The 17,488-nt window shown below is 61.6% G+C and carries 14 protein-coding genes and 1 pseudogene; 3 read left to right on the forward strand and 12 right to left on the reverse strand.

Annotated features, from left to right (window positions below; translation table 11 throughout):
* Nucleotides 1-636: 636 nt before the first annotated feature.
* The 4 genes from FFS35_RS18320 to FFS35_RS18335 are packed head-to-tail and all read right to left on the reverse strand — an operon-like array spanning nucleotide 637 to nucleotide 4,330.
* Nucleotides 637-1,386, reverse strand: coding sequence for a VWA domain-containing protein (locus FFS35_RS18320; RefSeq protein ID WP_137788307.1), 750 nt, complete (start codon nucleotides 1,384-1,386; stop codon nucleotides 637-639).
* A gap of 12 nt (nucleotides 1,387-1,398) precedes the next feature.
* A complete protein-coding gene (locus FFS35_RS18325; RefSeq protein ID WP_137788308.1) occupies nucleotides 1,399-2,448 on the reverse strand; it encodes a hypothetical protein in 1,050 nt (349 codons plus the stop codon).
* An 8-nt stretch (nucleotides 2,449-2,456) separates the two neighbouring features.
* The gene (locus tag FFS35_RS18330; protein WP_088185101.1) at nucleotides 2,457-3,110 is read right to left on the reverse strand and encodes a TerD family protein; all 654 of its coding nucleotides are present in this window, start codon (nucleotides 3,108-3,110) and stop codon (nucleotides 2,457-2,459) included.
* A gap of 47 nt (nucleotides 3,111-3,157) precedes the next feature.
* Nucleotides 3,158-4,330 carry a hypothetical protein gene (locus FFS35_RS18335; RefSeq protein ID WP_137788309.1) on the reverse strand — a complete coding sequence of 391 codons (1,173 nt, stop codon included), beginning with the start codon at nucleotides 4,328-4,330 and terminating at the stop codon, nucleotides 3,158-3,160.
* A gap of 621 nt (nucleotides 4,331-4,951) precedes the next feature.
* Between FFS35_RS18335 and FFS35_RS18340 the strand changes: the two are divergent.
* Nucleotides 4,952-5,266: pseudogene (locus FFS35_RS18340) on the forward strand (transposase); the annotation flags it as partial.
* Between the two features lie 306 nt (nucleotides 5,267-5,572).
* Here the strand turns inward: FFS35_RS18340 and FFS35_RS18345 are convergent.
* Entirely contained in the window at nucleotides 5,573-6,532 is a 960-nt protein-coding gene (locus FFS35_RS18345) for an IS5 family transposase (protein WP_137788334.1), read from the reverse strand.
* A 1,421-nt stretch (nucleotides 6,533-7,953) separates the two neighbouring features.
* On the opposite strand from FFS35_RS18345, the gene FFS35_RS18350 reads away from it, so the two are divergent.
* Nucleotides 7,954-8,922, forward strand: a complete 969-nt coding sequence (locus tag FFS35_RS18350; protein WP_137788310.1) for a magnesium and cobalt transport protein CorA — start codon at nucleotides 7,954-7,956, stop codon at nucleotides 8,920-8,922.
* Nucleotides 8,923-8,999: 77 nt separating this feature from the next.
* On the opposite strand, the gene FFS35_RS18355 is transcribed toward FFS35_RS18350, so the two are convergent.
* Nucleotides 9,000-9,470 carry a hypothetical protein gene (locus FFS35_RS18355; RefSeq protein ID WP_137788311.1) on the reverse strand — a complete coding sequence of 157 codons (471 nt, stop codon included), beginning with the start codon at nucleotides 9,468-9,470 and terminating at the stop codon, nucleotides 9,000-9,002.
* Between the two features lie 217 nt (nucleotides 9,471-9,687).
* Here FFS35_RS18355 and FFS35_RS18360 point away from each other — a divergent pair, with 217 nt between their 5' ends.
* A complete protein-coding gene (locus FFS35_RS18360) occupies nucleotides 9,688-10,038 on the forward strand; it encodes a hypothetical protein (RefSeq protein ID WP_137788312.1) in 351 nt (116 codons plus the stop codon).
* A gap of 461 nt (nucleotides 10,039-10,499) precedes the next feature.
* Here FFS35_RS18360 and lpdA read toward each other — a convergent pair whose 3' ends face one another.
* The 6 genes from lpdA to FFS35_RS18390 all read right to left on the reverse strand — a co-directional run bounded on the left by lpdA (nucleotide 10,500) and on the right by FFS35_RS18390 (nucleotide 17,486).
* Complete coding sequence (gene lpdA / locus FFS35_RS18365) at nucleotides 10,500-11,894, reverse strand: dihydrolipoyl dehydrogenase (protein ID WP_137788313.1); 1,395 nt, start codon at nucleotides 11,892-11,894, stop codon at nucleotides 10,500-10,502.
* Between the two features lie 115 nt (nucleotides 11,895-12,009).
* The gene (locus tag FFS35_RS18370; protein WP_137788314.1) at nucleotides 12,010-12,759 is read right to left on the reverse strand and encodes an HAD-IIB family hydrolase; all 750 of its coding nucleotides are present in this window, start codon (nucleotides 12,757-12,759) and stop codon (nucleotides 12,010-12,012) included.
* Nucleotides 12,756-13,679, reverse strand: a complete 924-nt coding sequence (locus FFS35_RS18375) for an NAD(P)/FAD-dependent oxidoreductase (protein ID WP_137788315.1) — start codon at nucleotides 13,677-13,679, stop codon at nucleotides 12,756-12,758. Before FFS35_RS18375 ends, FFS35_RS18370 begins: the two co-directional genes overlap by 4 nt.
* Nucleotides 13,676-16,201 carry a heavy metal translocating P-type ATPase gene (locus tag FFS35_RS18380; protein ID WP_137788316.1) on the reverse strand — a complete coding sequence of 842 codons (2,526 nt, stop codon included), beginning with the start codon at nucleotides 16,199-16,201 and terminating at the stop codon, nucleotides 13,676-13,678. The genes FFS35_RS18375 and FFS35_RS18380 overlap by 4 nt, the downstream gene beginning before the upstream one ends.
* Nucleotides 16,198-16,806 (reverse strand): cation diffusion facilitator family transporter, encoded by a 609-nt coding sequence (locus tag FFS35_RS18385; protein ID WP_137788317.1) that lies wholly within the window; start codon nucleotides 16,804-16,806, stop codon nucleotides 16,198-16,200. The genes FFS35_RS18380 and FFS35_RS18385 overlap by 4 nt, the downstream gene beginning before the upstream one ends.
* Nucleotides 16,803-17,486, reverse strand: coding sequence for a transporter (locus FFS35_RS18390; RefSeq protein ID WP_137788318.1), 684 nt, complete (start codon nucleotides 17,484-17,486; stop codon nucleotides 16,803-16,805). Before FFS35_RS18390 ends, FFS35_RS18385 begins: the two co-directional genes overlap by 4 nt.
* Nucleotides 17,487-17,488: the final 2 nt, after the last annotated feature.

Genomic DNA, 17,488 nt, shown 5'->3' on the forward strand with positions numbered 1-17,488 from the left:
GAACATCGGCGCTTGCAGCACCGCAAGTTCGCCGCCTAACATCAACCCCCTGACGAGGTCCGCACTCCGCTAATCTACGCCGCGAGTTGTGCCGAATGTTCTGACGACGGACAGTCTCTATGGCGTGGCGTTTCAAAATCATTCTACGAATAATGCGAGGGTGGTCGTACGAGCGACAGGAAGCTTCGAGTTTTTCAAGGAGATGTCTTACCCACCTGATGCCCAGAAAATTGCTAGCCAGGCGCCTCATCGCCATTGATTTTTTAAATTCCGCTTCCCAGTACGATCAATGGCTGGTGGCAAGGCTTGGTGCGCGGCCTTTCGATTGGCTGGTGCGGGCCAAGTTATGTCGTTGAACCTCGCGTTATGGCGCTCGGACAGGCACAAAAACAGCGGGCCGGAAAAGGTAATCTGGCTTTCGCGGTCCTCTCACCTCGATGCGCTCATCGGCAAGCCCCGTTTCTGAAAGCGCGCGGTCGATGGCCGCACGGAAGCACAACTTCTCAGCGTCCTCGCACAGCTTGGCGATAGAAGTGGACGTACGGAGGTCCGAGGAACTGGCGCTAATAATACACGCCCGCCCTTACTAGGCTACACTCTCTGATCGCGAATATAACTGCCATTTATTTGCCGGGTTCACGACTTTAGCCAATCGAGAAGTTCGGGGACCAGCAACTCGGCATTGAGTTGGTCGTCGGACAATTCGACGAACGAATCCAGATCGCGTATGATTACGACACCGGTATTTTTGAACCGTGCCGCGAGCCTTCGCAGGAACCCGAAATCTACGTCGTGCTCGCATGCGCCCATGAACAAAAAGTAGACTTGATCGCCCCGTTGCTCGGATTCTTCGAGGACTTTGATCGTGCGCGCATGATCGGCCGGGTCGTTCTCGCCGTCCGTTACAAAGATCACGATTGACCGCTTCCTAGCGCGAATCACCGGGTCCGTGGCAACGCCGAAAAAGCGGCTGAGGAAGCCGCCTCTTTCCGGCTCCGCCGTTAGCCAGCCAAAATGTTGGAGATTGCGTTCGAGCACATAGCTGTACGTCGTCCCGCCATTCCAGCCGGGCACTTGGTCAATTACGTTGCGAACAATGTACCCTTCGGAATCGTCGGGTGTCACGGTGCCAACGTGATGGACGCTGTGCTTACCGTCGCTGAAGGTAAAAACATCAATCCGACCATCGGGGTCCAGTTCCATACCGTAGGGCACGAGCCGGGCGATCAACTGGCTGGTTGTTCCCTCTTCATGCTCGTGCTCAAAGGAGCCGGATACGTCCATGTCAAAGATGAGTTCTGCTTTCACGTCGTGGGCGATACCCGCTTTGTCGAGGGAGAGGCGCAACGCGCGCGCGGACTTTTCCAGATTCAGTTGCAGGGCCACGGTGCTCGATCCTCATGCTTTGAGTTGTTGAAGGATGGTACGGAGCTGAAATTGAAGTTCAGTCGCCTGAGTGGGGGTCGGTTGCCGGCTGGCGGGAGAAGCGACGTTCAGCGCGGCGATAGCGACCAGCCAGCCCGGCAGCGTCACGAGCACCACGTTCTGAATCGCCGCGACCAAGCTTAGTGGTTGCTCCGACTGGCTGTCGCGCAACGAGGCGCTGTTCCGGATTTGCAGCGCCGTTTGCGCAAGACTCATGCTGCGTTCCAGCAGGCGCCGTGACAACTCGGGTCGGTCATTGACAAGATGTTCGGACAGGAAAGCAGCCGCAAGGCCCGCCGCCTCTATATCTTGCCAAGCTGCATCGAGGCGGCGCGATTGCTCGTCGAATGAGGTCTTGAGTGCAAGGAGCGGCTCGAGAGTCACGTTGGTCAGCCGGACCAACTGTTCGAGTTCGACTCGCGCGGTCTCAAGTTTGCCAGCTGTATCGATCCGGCCGCCGCCGAACAGGCGGCCGAATAAACCGGGCGACAGTCCAGAACCGCAGACCGCCTCCAAGTCGATCGTGTCGAGCAGGTCGGCGATTCGAACTAAATAGCGGCGCGCTCTGATGAGCACCTCTGCCTGTGATAGCTCCAGCGTAGTTGAGACGAGTTCGGCATAGTCTTGCTGAGCCTCATGGCCCCACATCGTGACTTGCCGGTCGCGCGCGCCTTCCGGAACGAAGCTCCTGACCAGCCGAACCGCTTTTCCCGACACTGCTGGCGCTACACCAGGGGAAAGACGTTCAATATCGGCCGAGACGACAACGATCCGTTTACGCTCGACGCCGGGGATCGCCGTTGGCGCGGTGATGACGCGGCCCGGCTTCCCGCTTTGCGGATGCTCCACAGCCAGAACGGCGGGCTTGGTCCCACCCGTCCCTTCCTCGCCGCTTTGCGCATTAACGTTTTGGCTGCTAGAACCGCGCCGCGTCCTGTCCACTTGCCTAATAATCGTCGGACGCAGACTGCCCGGCGGTTCCTCAGTGCCGGACTTTCCGCTCGGAGCCGGGTCGTCACGCATCTGTCGGATCAGGAGAAGTGCGCGAGGACATCGTTGAAGGTCCCGTTAAAACCGCGGCCCACAGCCGCATATTCCCATCCGTCGGGACCGAGCAGGATGCTGCCGAGCTGAACGACGTTGAAATCCTTGAATTCGGACGATAGCTGATAGGCACCAAGTTCCCGCCCGGTATCGTCCGAAAGCGTGATGGTGCAAACGTCGATGTCGCCAAAGGCGGGTTCGTCTTCTTCAGCCTCGCCGGTGTCGTGGCCGCCGCCATGTTCCGCGTCGTGGACCGTTACCAGGATCGGAATCTCGTTTACCCCGTCCGGCAGTTTCGAACCGTCAACGATAATCGATTCGCTGTTGTTTTGTACCCGCATGTCGCCGCTGTGAGAGAGCCCGCCACCGGGTGTTTGAAAAGACCCGTCCGGATTTGCGGCCAGCGCGCCACCGCGCGGGTTCATCCGCTTTGTATTGTAGGTGGAGAGTACGCTGGCGAGTTCGGTCACCTTGGCCCCGTCTCCATCGTTGCGCGCCTCGAGCGCGTGCACGTCGACGTCATCGGCATGATCGGCATCGCACCGCCACTCGACCTTTGCGGTGAACCGGGCGCCCTTGTTTAGCGAAAGCTGAAGCTTCGGCGTCGCGGTGCCGGGCTTGTCGAGGGAAAGTGTCAACATGGTCGTGCGGATCCTCGTACAACAATCAGCGTGGGAGATGACGGTCTCTATTTCTGCGAGAGGGTAGCAAGTTCTCGCCGGGCGTCGGCAAATTTTTGACGAGCGATCTCGAATTTCTCATCGGTGGTCTTTCTCGCAGCCTCGACCAACCCGTGGATCTCCTTCGTAGTGACGATGATTGACTCAATCTGCTGCGCCTGCGCAACGCGGTTTTCACCGGGGGCCAGCGCAGCCGCCACGGCCACGTCCTTGAGCGCCCGACCGCGAAGTTCGGTGAGTTGCCGATCGAGTTTGGCTTGGCGCCCGGCAATCTGTTGCACACTTTTGACCGCGAAGGCGCCGTGGATCGACAGCAGCGTCATCTTGATCGATGCAAAACGCGACGCGACTGTTGTGGCCGTCTCCTGCAACGTCGCCACGCCCGCCTGCTCGATCTGCTGAATAACCAGCTGATCAGCAGGTAGCCGCGTATAGCTTCCCTCGAGCGCTAGCGCGCGGCTTTCAAGAAGCCGCAGCTTGTCCGTTAGTTCCAGAACGCGACCTTGGGCGACGGGATCAGCGGGATCGAGCGCGGCCTTCTCACCTGCGACATAGGCTTGGGCCTTTTCAAACAACGCCCTGGCAACGCCCGCTGCCACGGTAAAGTCGTCGAAATGCGTGCCATAGCTTCGCTTGAGTGCTTCGAGCGCCTGCAACTCGACAAACAGCTTCTGCATCTCCATGGATAGCGCGCTTTCCAGCTTCGTCATCTCGTCAGCCAGTGTCTTTGTCCGTCCAGCGATAAGGTTGCCGATCGCTGTCAACAGTTCTTCGGCGAGTTGATCGGGCCGCTTGCCGCGAAGCCGGCCGAGCAAGCTGCCGATCAATCCGGGTTTTTCACCGTTCTGTACTTTGTCCAGAATCTCCGGAAGGTCGGCGTCTTCCACTCCCTTTTCGAGCCGCCCAAAGAGCGCGAACACAGCCGCCGCAGAGTTTTTATCGAGCCGGGCGAGGAAGCCGTCGAGCGTGCGCTGGAGCGCCTGCTCCGCATCGAGCCCGAGTCTGATCACGTCGCCTGACGGCATTGTGGCGAAGTCGATCTGCGCAATCCTCTTCTGCGCGTCTAGCAATTGTTCGGGACGAAGCACGATAGCGCCGGTCGCCAGTGGAACTACCCCAACGGGTGCCGTGGGTTTGAAGCTGTCTGCGGTCGGAATGGACCCGATGGTCGTGGGCTTCATAGTCTCTCCCTTTGCCATGCGTTCCGGCGCGGCGTGTCGAAATTAACCGGCGTCCATGAGACGGTGGCACAAGCCGCCTGGGCGGAGGCAACCCTAACACTGACGTTCGATACTCGAAACCTGGCCCTAACGCCACAATGCGGGAGCGTTGACATAGAGTACATCGTAACCAACGAGAAGTGCCCCCATCCCTCTCATGGCCGCCGAATATCGATGATTCATCAAACCATTGCTGCGGAGGCGGTGCCACCGACCAGTTAGCATCGTTGCGGAGCATGCCGGCCGGGGATCGTCGCCAGCGGTGCTCCGTCCAAGACGAATCGCCGCGTCGCCCTGGCGAGCTGATCAGCGCCGCGAGGACAACGGTATCTGGACCGCTGTCTTCACCGACCGGCCTTTGTCGGCCGCTAGTCAACAGCTCAAGCCCGGAACGCAGCCACGACTACACCGCCGCATATAACTAGGACAACCTCCCTGGCACTTCCCAATCCATGTCCGACTGAATGACAGCCAGCGCCCCCTGTCGAAAAGCTTGGCCTGAACCGCGCTTAGAACATCGTGAGCCTGCGCCGATCTCACCTCGCTTGGCACTAACTCTGCCCGGTCAAGTCTGTACGCGCCAAGAGCAAGATCGCCGAGGCAATCCGCTATGCGCTTATGCGTTAGGATGGCCTCACCTGTTCCTCGACGATGGGCGCATCGACCTCGACTACAACACCGTCGAGCGCTCGATCCGCCCGCTCGCGCTTAAATGCCCTGCTCGCTGGCTCAGACGAAGGCGGGGACAACTGGGTTTTCGTCGCCACGCTCATCGAATGCTGCAAGCTCAATGGGCTTGGTCCACCCGCCTGGCTGACCAACACGCTCGCACGCCTCGCCAACGGCCACCCCGCAAACGCGGTCGGCGAACCCATGCCTTGGATCGCGGTGGGCTGAGGACATCGCTTACACATCAAAGGCCAGCTGAACAACATGACCCATGCCACGCTGTAGCTGAACTGTGCGCCAGCTTGAGAATCGTGGCTATGCCGCTCGGGTCGTCGTCGGATGCACCGGTAATGAGACCAGGATCTAAGGAACCTCTGCACAGGTAGGAAATCTGGCGTCTGAAACTGGCAGTCGGGGACGCTTTCGGGCCGAGAGTGTTGTCATGCGCAGATTTGCCCAATGTCGCGGATTTTCGGGTCATTTTCGCCGATTTTTCCGGCGCCTTTTAAACGATTGTCGGTCCAACGGACGCACTTATCCTGCCGACCGGGCCAATCGCTCCCGCATGATGTAGATATTGGCCAAGGTGAGCTGGCAGAAAATCTGTTGGCTGTTCTTGTACAGGCCGCGATAGCGGGTCTTGGTGTAGCCGAACTGGCGCTTGACGACCCGGAAAACGTGCTCGACCCTGGCGCGGAACGAAGACGTCAACCGGTTGATCCGGCGCTCCTCATCGCTCAGGCCCTGGCCCTTCTTGCGCTTGAACGGTGTCGCCCAGACAACATCGCCTTCATCTCGATCGGCGACGAGCGACCGCTCCTTGCTGGCGTAGGCGCTGTCGCCAAAGGCAATTTCCTCCTCGCCGTGAAGCAGCGCATCGGTCACTACGCTGTCATGCACATTGGCCGACGTCATCTCGGCCGAATGAAAGCATCCCGAAGCCGCGTCCGCGCCTATATGCGCCTTCATGCCGAAATACCATTGGTTGCCCTTCCTGGTCTGCTTCATCTCGGGATCGCGCGACTTCGTGCGGTTCTTGGTCGATGGCGGCGCAGCAATCAAAGTCGCATCCACGATCGTGCCCTGGCGCAAAAGCAAACCGCGCTCGGTCAAAACCGCCGTCATCTCGTCAAACAGCGCTTTGCCCAATTCATGCTTTTCCAGCAAATGCCGGAACTTCAGAATCGTCGTCTCATCCGGCACGCCTTCAAAGTCGGGGCTGATCCCCGCAAATTGGCGCAACAGCGGCGTCTCCCACAGGGCTTCTTCCATCGCGGGGTCCGACAGCCCAAACCATTGTTGCATGAAATGGATCTTCAGCATTGCCCGCAACGGGTAAGGACGACGTCCACGGCCCGCCACCGGATAATGCCGTGAGAGCAACTGCTCGAACCGTTCCCACGGAACAACGGTCGCCATCTGATCCAGAAACACCTCGCGCCGCGTCCGTTTACGCGGACGAGACATACCAAGCCCTGAAAAACGACCCTGCATCACCAAGCCCTCCGTCCGGGCATCGAATCACACCATCGCCGTCGTCGCAAGTCCGACTTGTTCAGAGCTTCCCTAAATCCTTCAGCAATTTCGGATGCGCTGGCTTTTTAAAGCATCCGGCGGATTGGAGAGGGCCGACGGTTTTGGATCATTCATCGTATATCCTGGTTCACGCTCTGATTTCTAACAGGAGGCAGATCACCTCCACTTACCTCCTTGGTGGCGCCACACCCGAAAGCCAATGTGAGATAGCCGACCGGACAGGCGGATCAGCGAGAACACTGCATATCGAAGCCCAAGCCCGGAACGCCCCAGCGTGCGGGCACCCACCAGCAACACCTTTGCAGCGACAATCCACACGCCGGCCGGCAGCGCCAGCTCCCACCAGCGCAGAGGACGGCGAACGCGCCGAGCCCGCGAGTGCCTCTTGGCTGAATGAGGCGGGTCGCTGGTCGTCACTTAAACATGGCTCATTCCTGCCAGATTGTCTGCAATGACAAAGCTGATCGCAGCCTAGCACGGAATTGCAGGCGATGGTGTCGATCCGACAATCATGAAAGAGAGGGTCATGGGGGCCGAGTGTCACCATTCTTCAAAAGCATGCCTCCGCCTTTTGGCTGGCGGGGGCGCGATTGCGCTAACGGCCGCGCTGAACCTTGTCCTTACGAACAATCTCACCCTTGGCCCACGTTGGCTGGTGCCGGCTTTCGAAATCGCGCTGCTCGTGCCGCTTTCCATCGCAACGGCATGGACGTAGGGAACGCATTCGACAGGCCACGACTCATCATCACAGGACCTGATCGTCCGTCACCGCCGCTTTGTTCGACGCTTCGCCTTGTTGCTCACAGCTTTGGTCACTGTCACGAATTTTCAGGCGCTCGCGGCGGTTGTCCACGCCCTGCTTGTTCTCGATGGTCCAAAAGGAGCTACCGGGCAGTCTTTGCTGCTGGACGCGCTGAACATCTGGTCACAAACATCGTTGTCTTCGCCCAATGGTTCTGGAATCTCGACACGGTGATGAACCCGCCATGCGCGGTCTTGATACCGCGCGCGCCGCGGACTTCCTCTTTCCTCAGATGATCGCCGGAAAAATCGTCGGGACCGAGCAACGGACCCCTGGATTAATCGACTAATTCTATGTTTCATTTACGAACACGACCGCTTTCTCCCCCACCGATACGATGCCGTTAAGCGCTCGAAGCAAAATGCTCATGATGGTCGAAGCTGGCGCTTCACTCCTTACGGTGGGTCTCGTCGCTGCCCGTGCCGTGAATGTGCTGGCGTAGCGGTGGCTAAGAAAGAATGACGGTGACGAAGCCCAAGGCATCCCTGAGGCTGCAGCAGTGGGGATATGCGTTCGAAGCGACGCAAGGATCGGCTCCTGCTAGAAGCGCTCGTCTATCAATGTTTGGAGGGTCTTGATGAGCGTTGTTGCCGCTTCCCTGTATCGCCATGGCCAGCGGGTCCGGTCTGTTTCGATCGACGAGCCGACATTCTGTTCGGACGACAAGGCCGAGTTCGTCTGGATCGGCCTGCTGGAGCCATCCGAGGAGGAGCTTCGGAAGCTACAGGAGCATTACGGACTTCACCCGCTTGCGGTCGAGGATGCCCTGAAAGCCCACCAGCATCCAAAGGTCGATGTCTATGGCGATCAGTTGTTCGTGGTCGCGCTGACCGCCCGGCTTGAGGATCAGGTTATCGCCTACGGCGAAACCGCGATATTCGTGGGTCCCAGTCATGTCATCACCGTGCGGCATGGATCGGCACGCTCGCACAGCACGCTGCGCGGCCAGCTTGAGGCGGCACCCTCACTACTCGCGCATGGTGTCGACTACGTTCTGCACGCCATCATAGACTTCATCGTCGATGGCTATCTGCCGATCGGGGAAGCCATCGAGGAGCACGTGGTCGCCATGGAGCAGCGGGCCCTGGACGCTTTCCTGGCCCGCGCCGAAATCAGCCGCATCTTCAACCTGAGGCGTGAGTTGATGCGATTCCAGCGGGTCCTCGGCCCCATGGGTGAGGTGGCGAACAAGCTCACCCACGATGACATGCCCTGCATCGACCGGGATGTGATCCCGTATTTCCGGGATGTGCTCGACCATATCCACCGGGTCGAAACCACGGTCGGCGGTCTTCGCGAAGTGCTTTCATCGGTATTCGAGGTCAGCAACCTGCTCGAACAGCAGCGCACCGGCGCGAGCACCCGGCAGCTCGCGGCTTGGGCAGCCATTCTGGCCGTGCCCACCGCCATCGCAGGCATCTACGGCATGAACTTCGAGAACATGCCCGAGCTGAAAACCGAATACGGCTATTTCGTCGTGCTCGCGGTGGTCGTGACCGTGTGCAGCGCGCTTTATATCCGCTTCAAGCGCGCGGGGTGGATCTAGTCGCTGCATGAATCGCCGACTGAAATGTGCGACGCGGCGCATCATCGGCCAGGATATGATAGCGGACGCTAAAGCGCTTACCGGCGGTGGGAGCCATGCCCCGATCTGGTATGGCCACCGGAAAAGCCGTGCCCGCCGCCGAAGTGAGAGCCGAACCCCAGACCGATCCCGAACGAGCCATAATAAGGGCGTCCGTAGTCGCCACCGTAGCCAGGGTAATAGGATCGGCTATATCGATACCCCGCGTCCGAAACCGCCACGACGCAGGTCGCTCCTGATTCAGATGCGGCACCGACAGGCGGCGGCCCCCCGCTAGCAGCCGTGCGGCTGCTCTCCGTCGAGGCTTCAGGCGAGGGCGGTGCATCAGGCATTTGCGTCCGGGCGACTTCGGGCTGAGCCGCGATCGGCGTCGCAACGACCGCGCCGGGTGTCGTGCAGGGCACCCGATAATAGGCGTAGCGCTGAGGACCCTGTATGGTCGTGCAACCGCCCAGCAGCGCGAGCGACGAGACGCCCAGCGCTTTCAGGCCGACAGCCCGCATCGTCATGGCTTCTCTCCCGATTATCGCTACGCTATCTACCACGATCAGCGCCGGCCCGCATCCAAATGTTGAAGCACGCGGCTCGTCTGCTTCAACTATTCTCGCCTAAGCCATGGAAGTTGCGTGAATTTGCTCACTGCCCGCGACGGTTCAGCGCCAGTTCAATCAGCAAGAGGCAAACGGCCAGCATAGCCGTCACTGAAGACGGTGACGGAGAGAAGAGATGAACCGAAAAATCCTTCTTGCGCTGGCGACCGCTGCCGCTGCGACACTGACCGCTTCTCCTGCGCTGGCGCGCGATCGGCATCATGGCGGAGGTCATCAGCGCGGCGGTCACGGTGGGCTGAACATTAGTATCGGCGGTGGCGGCGGTTACTACGGTGGCGGGTATGGTGGCGGCTACCGCGGCTATGGCTATGCTCCCCAGCGTGTGTACTACGCGCCCCAGCGCGCCTATTATGATAACGGATACTACTACGATCGGCACGACGACTATCGTCAAAGGGGGTACTACGACGATAATCGTGGTTACCGCCGCGATCACCATGATCGTCGCGAGTACCGACATCATTGAGCAGTAGTTAATGGTGGAGTGTAACTTGGCAGACTCTCCGCCATAGGCTGAGCCAGCTTGTTCAGACCGATGCGTAAAGGAGTGGACCTTTCAAATCCGCAATCCGAATGGGAAATCCATGAGCAAAAGGGTTCTGTTGGCGTTGTCGATATCAGCCAGCGCAGTAGCGGTGGCGTCGCCGGGCTTCGCGCAAAGCCGGTCGCATAGTGCCGGTGTCAGCTGAAGCGGCGGACATGGCGGCGTCAGTTGGGATGGCGGGCACAGCTATGGTGGCGGCGGTTACGGCGGCTATCCTGCTACCCCGCCGCAGCCAGTGTACCGCGCGCCTAATTCGACTGCTAACGCGGCTCGGCCTACATATCTGGACCGGCGTGCTGACGACCGCCGTCGCAGCACGCCAACTATGCGCCAGGCAGACGCCGCGCGGTGAGCGTGGTCGAGGCAGCCGAAGGTATTCTGCCTCAAATGTGAATCGGTTTGCCCGTCACCGCCATCGCCGCTTCCTTGACCGCCTCCGAATGGGTCGGATGAGCATGGCAGGTGTAGGCAATGTCCTCGCTGGTCGCGCCAAATTCCATCGCCTGGGCCGCCTGAGCGATCATCGTGCCGGCGAGCGTGGAGATGATGTGAACCCCGAGCACCCGATCGGTCTTGGCGTCGGCAACGACCTTGACGAAGCCATCGGTGTCACGGTTGGTTTTGGCGCGGCTGTTGGCCGCGAAGGGGAACTTGCCGACCTTGATTTCACCGCGCGTTTTCGCCTCCTCCTCGGTCAGGCCGACGCCCGCGATCTCAGGATGGGTGTAGACGACGGACGGGATCACCGCATGATTTACGATCCCGATATGCCCCGCGATGTTCTCGGCGACCGCAATTCCCTCGTCCATCGCTTTGTGCGCGAGCATAAGGCCAGGCACGACATCGCCGATCGCCCAGATGCCGGGAACAGCGGTTGCAAAGCGGTGGTCCACTTCGATCTGCCCCTTCTTGTTCAAGCCAAGCCCGGTCTTGTCGAGTCCCAGGCCTCCGGTGTTCGGCCGCCGCCCGATCGCGACCAGCACCGCGTCAGCCTCGATGGTTTCAGCCTCGCCACCCGCAGAGGGCTCAACCGTAATGGTTGCGGCCACGCCGTTGCGTCCAACCGCAGTGACCTTGGTGCCGAGCTTGAACGTGAACCCCTGTTTGGCGAAGATATTGCGCGCTTCCCTGCGCACTTCGCCGTCGAGGCCAGGGAGGATTTCGTCGAGATATTCGATAATGGTGACCCTAGCGCCAAGCCGCTTCCAAACTGAGCCAAGTTCAAGCCCGATCACGCCGGCACCGATGACGACGAGATGTTCGGGAACGTTGGGAAACGCCAGCGCCCCTGTGGAGTCCACAACCACTTCGCTATCCACCTCGACACCCGGAAGCGGTGTTACCGACGATCCGGTAGCGATCACGATATTCTTTGCGCGCACGGTCTTGCCCGCGACTTCGACGCTGTCCTTGCCGATGAACGTGGCCAGCCCTTTGAGCCACTCGACCTTATTCTTTTTGAACAGGAAGGCGATGCCGCCGGTCAGCTCACCAACAGCCTTGCTCTTCTCGGAATGCATCTGCGTCAAATTGAGGCGAGCGCTTTCGATATCTACCCCAAACTTCGCGAGAGCGCCCGACTTGGCTTCCTCGTACAGCTCGGATGCGTGGAGCAGTGCCTTCGATGGGATGCAGCCGACATTGAGACACGTTCCGCCCAAGGTCTCTCGCGCTTCTGCGCAGGCAGTCTTCAGCCCGAGCTGCGCCGCGCGTATGGCCGCGACATAACCGCCGGGACCGGCTCCGATGACAAGAACGTCATAGTCGTAATCAGCCATTTGTAACTCCGTTTACGTGCGCCCCAAGCATATCTGTGTCACCTGTGGCGGGCCGGTGAGCAACGTGTCAGAACCGTCCGGGGGGTGACGACAATTCGCATCGCTGGACCGGCGGTCAGCGCTTTAAGCAAGCGATGATCGCCGACACGACGGCAGCGGTTTCGGCGACGTCGCGGACCTTCACAGTATCCACGCCGATTTCAGCAGCAGGATAGTCGTTGCCGCCGGGGTAGATCGCGTCGCCGAGGAACAGCATCCCGGCCAGGGGCACGCCGCTTTCCTTGCTCAGGCGGTTCAGCCCATAGCCCTTGTCGACGCCGGCGCGGGTGACGTCGATCGACGTGGTGCCGCCCAAGTTGATCGAGAGGCCGGGCAGCGCCGCCCGTAGCGTCTTCTGGAGCGCGGTCCGCTTGGCGCGATCGGGATCCCATCCCTCCTTCGCTTCCAGCGGCGCGTCCTGGCCGAGGCCTGAAAAGGTAATCTGGCTTCCCCGATCCTCGATCCGTTCTCCCCAAATGCGCTCGTCCGCGAGCCCCGCTTCCGACAGCGCGCGGTCGAAGGCCGCGCGAATGCTCGCCCTCTCCGCATCGTCGAACAGCTCGGCATAGATCGCGCGCCATGCATCGTCGACAAAGCGGTAGAGCTTCGTGCCGGTGGTCGGCATCAGCCATAGCCGCTCGCGCGCGGCGTCAATTGGCAGGCGCGACGCGACTTGCCGGTCGAATTGCGGCCAGTCTCCGCCCGAGATCACCGCGACATCAACCACGGCCAACAGGCGCGAAAGCGTCGTCGCCATCTCGGCCGACAAGGGCCGCTTACTCTCCGCAAGCGTCCCGTCGAGATCGAATACGATCAGCCTTTTCATGACGCAGTGCCCTCGCCGTCACGGTTGCGGAGATCATTGTGGAGAGCGGTCGCGGCGATCGCCGCGTGGCCCATCGCGACGCTGATCTGATCGAGCGACATAACGATATCGCCCGCCGCATAGACGCCGGCGACGCTCGACCGCTGCTTGGTATCGACGACGATGCAGCGATCGTCGCTCAGCTCGACGCCGAGCTGGCGCGCGAGGGCGTTGTTGCTGTCCGACCCGAGTGCCGGATAAATAGTGTCAAATCGACAGTCGCTGCCGTCGCGCAGCCGAGCCGTGACCATTTCACCGAACGTGAGCTCTTCGAGCGGGCTTTCCTTCACCTTGACACCGGCACCCCAAAGGTCGGCCCGATCCGTCCCGGTGAGTTCCATTGTTTTATAAACGAGCAGGGTCACGTCATCCGAATAGGTCGTTAGGAACAGCGCCTCCGCGACGCCGTGACTATCGGCCCCGATCACCCCAATCGATTGGCCGGTCGCTTCATAGCCGTCGCAGACTGGGCAGTAGCGAAGCAGGCCGCGATTGAGCGCGTCGTGATGCGTGGCGGCATCCATCGCCGGGCGCCGGTTCTCAACGCCGGTCGCCAGCACGACGGCGCGCGCAGCGGTGGTCGTCACGGCGGACCCTTGGGCTTCGAAAGCATCGGCTTTCCCGTCGACCGTCTCTATACGGTCCGTCACTATTGTGGCGCCGTAGCGTTCCGCCTGTTCGCGCATCCGCCGCAGCAGATCCTCGCCGGCTATCCCGTCCGGAAAGCCGGCGTGATTATGGGAAAGCGGTATCCATTTCGCGCGGCTGTGCCCGTCGTCGACTACCACGACGCGGCGATGATAGCGCGCGAGATAGATCGCCGCCGTGAGGCCCGCCGGTCCGCCGCCGACGATCAAGGCGTCGTATCGATCCGCCGTCATACTGCCGACCCACTCCGATCCTTGAAGGCCAGCAGGCGCAGCGCATTAAACACGACCAGCAGCGTCGAGCCTTCGTGCATCGCGACCGCCGGACCGATGCCCAGGCCCAGGATCGTCGCGGGCACGAGGAACGCGACGACGCCGAGGCTGACGAACACATTCTGCCGGATGATACCGCGGGTATGGCGGCTCAGGCCCACCGCGAACGGCAGATGCGCGAGATCGTCGGCCATGAGCGCGACGTCGGCCGTCTCCAGCGCCACGTCCGATCCGGCAGCACCCATCGCGATGCCGACCGTCGCCGACGCCATCGCCGGCGCATCGTTGACGCCATCGCCGACCATCGCGACTTTGTCTTCACCGGCTAGCTTCTTGATCGCGGCGACCTTGTCCTCCGGCATCAGGTCGCCCCATGCCTCGTCGAGCCCGACATCCCTGGCGATGGCGTCGGCCACCTTCTGGTGATCGCCCGAGATCATGATCATCCGGGTGATGCCCATCTCGCGCAGCCGCTTCAGTGCAACCTTGGCCGCTTCGCGCGGCGTGTCCATTAGCCCGATCGCGCCGATGTCCTTATCGCCCTTTCGCACCACCATCGTGGTGCGCCCGTTTTCGCGTAGGGTGGCGATGGCGTCGGTCGCAGCGGCATTCAACGTGGGGATTCCCTCCACGCCGAACATCTCGGCCTTGCCGATCCATACCGTCTCGCCATCGACAGTCGCGGTAACACCGCGTCCGGTCAGGCTCTTGAGATCGGTTGCGGCCGGCAGCTCGCGCCCACCCAGGCGCTCGCGGCCGTCCTTGACGATCGCCTGTGCCAGCGGGTGATCGCTCAAGCCCTCGACCGCGACGGCAAGCGCCAACAGATCCTCTTCGCTCGCGCCATCGACCGGCACGACATCGGTGATGCGAGGCCGACCTTCCGTCAGCGTACCCGTCTTGTCGAACGCGATCGCCTTGAGGGAACCAAGGTTCTCAAGCGGCGCGCCGCCTTTCACCAACACACCGCCGCGTGCCGCCCGCGCGACGCCGGACAGGACCGCGCTCGGGGTGGCGATCGCCAGAGCACACGGGCTGGCGGCGACCAGCACCGCCATTGCACGGTAGAAGCTGTCTCGGAACGGCTCGTCGACCACGACCCAGGCGAACAGCAGGAGGAACGAGAGCGCCAGCACCGCCGGCACGAAGACGCGCTCGAAGCGGTCGGTGAAACGCTGGGTAGGCGACTTTTGCGTCTCCGCTTCGCTCACCATCTTTACGACTTTGGCGAGCGCGCTTTCATTGGAGCGCCGCGTCACCTCGATCTCGATCGCGGCACCTCCGTTGATCGTGCCGGCGAACACCCGTGATGTCGCCTCGACCGCATCTGGCTTCGCGCGCGCTGCCTCGACATCGGCGACCGGTTCCTTGTCGACGGGGATGCTCTCTCCGGTGACGGGGGCCTGGTTGATCGCGCTCGACCCCTTGATGACGAAGCCGTCGGCGGGCAGGCGTTCGTTCGGGCGCACGATCACGACGTCGCCGACCACCAGCTCTTCGACCGGTATTTCTGAGGTCTGCCCATCACGGCGCACCGTCGCCTTGTCGGGCGCGAGCTCGGCCAGCGCCTCGATCGCGCGCTTGGCACGCCCCATCGCGTAATGCTCAAGCGCATGGCCGAGGCTGAATAGGAACAGCAGCAGCGCACCTTCCGCAAAGGCGCCGAGCGCCGCGGCGCCGGCGGCTGCAACCAGCATCAGCGTATCGATCTCGAATTTCTTGAGTTTCAGATTGTCGACCGCCTCGCGCAGCGTGAAGAAGCCGCCGAAGACGTAGGCGCCAATATAGAAGGCCGTCGGCAGCCAGTCGGGAGCACCCGCAACCAGCTTCTCGATCGCGAAGCCGATCACCAGCAGCGCACCGCACGCGAGCGCAAAGATCAGCTCGGTATTGGGGCCGAGGAAATTGGCGTGGGCATGGTCGTGGCCATCCCCCGGCCCATGCTTTTCCGCGCCATCGCCGTGATCGTGCCCGGCATGGTCGCCGGAGCTGTGATCGTGTCCGGCATGACCACCGTCCTGATCGGAGCCAGTCCGCTTGCCGGGTTTGACCTTGAGCTTGCCCAGTGCCGCGAGGATCGCCGCTTCGTCGACGCGTTCTTTGTCATATTCGACGCGGACGCTGCCAGAGGCGCTGGCATCCGCCTGCAGCACGCCGGGCATCTGGCACAGGGTCTCGCCGACGGTGCGGGCACGGCGTTCGTGGCCGATTCCTTCTACCTGCCATGTCGCATGACCGTATCGCCCGCTAATCTCGGCGCCTGCCGCCCGCACCATGTCGCGCACGCGTGACAGCGGCAGCGCTTCGCCGTCGAAATGGATACAGAGCTTTGCCGGCGTATCGCCATCGGCGGCCAGGACGTGTGCGCGCTCGACGCCGGGTTTTGCGCTGAGCGTCGAGACGAGGCGGCCGACACAGGCATCAGCCGCGTCGGGAACCTCCGGAAGAAGGACGGGAATATCGAGTTCGAACTTGTCAGTCATGACGCCGTCTCCGCGTTGGTCTTGGTTTCTGCACGCGCATCGCGCAGGATTTCTATGCCGCCCTTGATCGCGATAAGGGCGGTAGCCAGGCCGACCAGTAGATCGGGCCAATTCGTTCCCAGCCACAGCACCAGCGCGCCCGCGATCAGGATGCCGCCGTTGGAGATGAAATCGTTGAAACTGAACGTGGTCGCGGCACGCAAGTTCACATCGGGCTGCTTGAGCTTCTGGAGCAGGCGTAGGCAAACATAGTTCACGACGCCGGCGATGGCCGACATCACCATCATCGTCGGCCCGATCGGGTCGCTGCCCTGGACATAGCGGCGGCCGACGTCGAGCAGGATGCCGCCCGCGAAAATCAGCAGCATCACGCCGGACACGGTTGCCGCCCGTGTCTTCCATGTGCGACCGTGGCTAAGCGCGATCAGGCTCAGCGCATAGACCGCGGTGTCGGACAGGTTGTCGACGCCATTGGCGATGAGCGCGCTGGAATCGCCTGTCAGCCCCGTCACGAAGAATCCCGCAGCGATCGCCGCGTTGAGCAGCAGCACGATCCAGAGCGTGCGCCGCTCGGCCGAGACCTTGCCGTCTGGTGGAGCCGTCATGCCATGATTTCCTCGATCAGCAGGAGGATGAGGAAGCCGACGAAGAACATCGCGCTGATCAGCGGCGAGTCCGGTTTCTCATGCGCCTCGACCAGCAGCTCTTCGGTGACGAGATAAAGCAGCGCCATCAGGCCGAAGCTCAGGAAGCCGGTGATCCATATCGGCGACAGCAGCGCCACCGGCTGCGCGACCAGCGCGCCGATCGGCACCAGCACCGCCAGCGCGCAGGTCAGGCCAATCGCCTTTGCCTTGCGATACCGGCCCGCCAGATCGTTGGTGAGGGTCAGGGCCAGGAATAACACTTCTAGGGTCAGCGCGACGGCCAGCAGCGTTCCTGCCTTCTCGCCGGCGATGAAGGCGAGGCCGAGGACCAGGCCGTCTATCGCCAGATCGAGCCCGATCGCGGCAAGCAGCGCCACCGGCCCTTCCCATCGGCTTTCCGCCGACTTGAGCCCGAGCATTACGGAGACGCCCAGCGCCCCACCGATCAGCGTCGCGGTCGGCGAACCGCCGTGCATCACCAGCGGAAGGATCTCCGTCGCAGCAGCGGCGAACACCACGCCGGCCGCGAGATGCTGCATGGCCGCCACCAGCTTCTCGCCGGGGGTGCGCCATCCGGCGATCAGCGCGCCGACCATGATCGCGATCATCGGGATCAGGGAGAATTTGAGCGCTGCCATCG

The sequence above is a fragment of the Sphingomonas sp. 3P27F8 genome, from assembly GCF_005502745.1.
GTDB lineage: Bacteria > Pseudomonadota > Alphaproteobacteria > Sphingomonadales > Sphingomonadaceae > Sphingomonas.

Coding starts and splice junctions, on each gene's coding strand:
- FFS35_RS18355 (WP_137788311.1), bottom strand. CDS start 9,470: ATGACGATGCGGGCTGTCGGCCTGAAAGCGCTGGGCGTCTCGTCGCTC.
- lpdA (WP_137788313.1), bottom strand. CDS start 11,894: ATGGCTGATTACGACTATGACGTTCTTGTCATCGGAGCCGGTCCCGGC.
- FFS35_RS18330 (WP_088185101.1), bottom strand. CDS start 3,110: ATGTTGACACTTTCCCTCGACAAGCCCGGCACCGCGACGCCGAAGCTT.
- FFS35_RS18360 (WP_137788312.1), top strand. CDS start 9,688: ATGAACCGAAAAATCCTTCTTGCGCTGGCGACCGCTGCCGCTGCGACA.
- FFS35_RS18375 (WP_137788315.1), bottom strand. CDS start 13,679: ATGACGGCGGATCGATACGACGCCTTGATCGTCGGCGGCGGACCGGCG.
- FFS35_RS18335 (WP_137788309.1), bottom strand. CDS start 4,330: ATGAAGCCCACGACCATCGGGTCCATTCCGACCGCAGACAGCTTCAAA.
- FFS35_RS18385 (WP_137788317.1), bottom strand. CDS start 16,806: ATGACGGCTCCACCAGACGGCAAGGTCTCGGCCGAGCGGCGCACGCTC.
- FFS35_RS18325 (WP_137788308.1), bottom strand. CDS start 2,448: ATGCGTGACGACCCGGCTCCGAGCGGAAAGTCCGGCACTGAGGAACCG.
- FFS35_RS18380 (WP_137788316.1), bottom strand. CDS start 16,201: ATGACTGACAAGTTCGAACTCGATATTCCCGTCCTTCTTCCGGAGGTT.
- FFS35_RS18390 (WP_137788318.1), bottom strand. CDS start 17,486: ATGGCAGCGCTCAAATTCTCCCTGATCCCGATGATCGCGATCATGGTC.
- FFS35_RS18370 (WP_137788314.1), bottom strand. CDS start 12,759: ATGAAAAGGCTGATCGTATTCGATCTCGACGGGACGCTTGCGGAGAGT.
- FFS35_RS18350 (WP_137788310.1), top strand. CDS start 7,954: ATGAGCGTTGTTGCCGCTTCCCTGTATCGCCATGGCCAGCGGGTCCGG.
- FFS35_RS18345 (WP_137788334.1), bottom strand. CDS start 6,532: ATGCAGGGTCGTTTTTCAGGGCTTGGTATGTCTCGTCCGCGTAAACGG.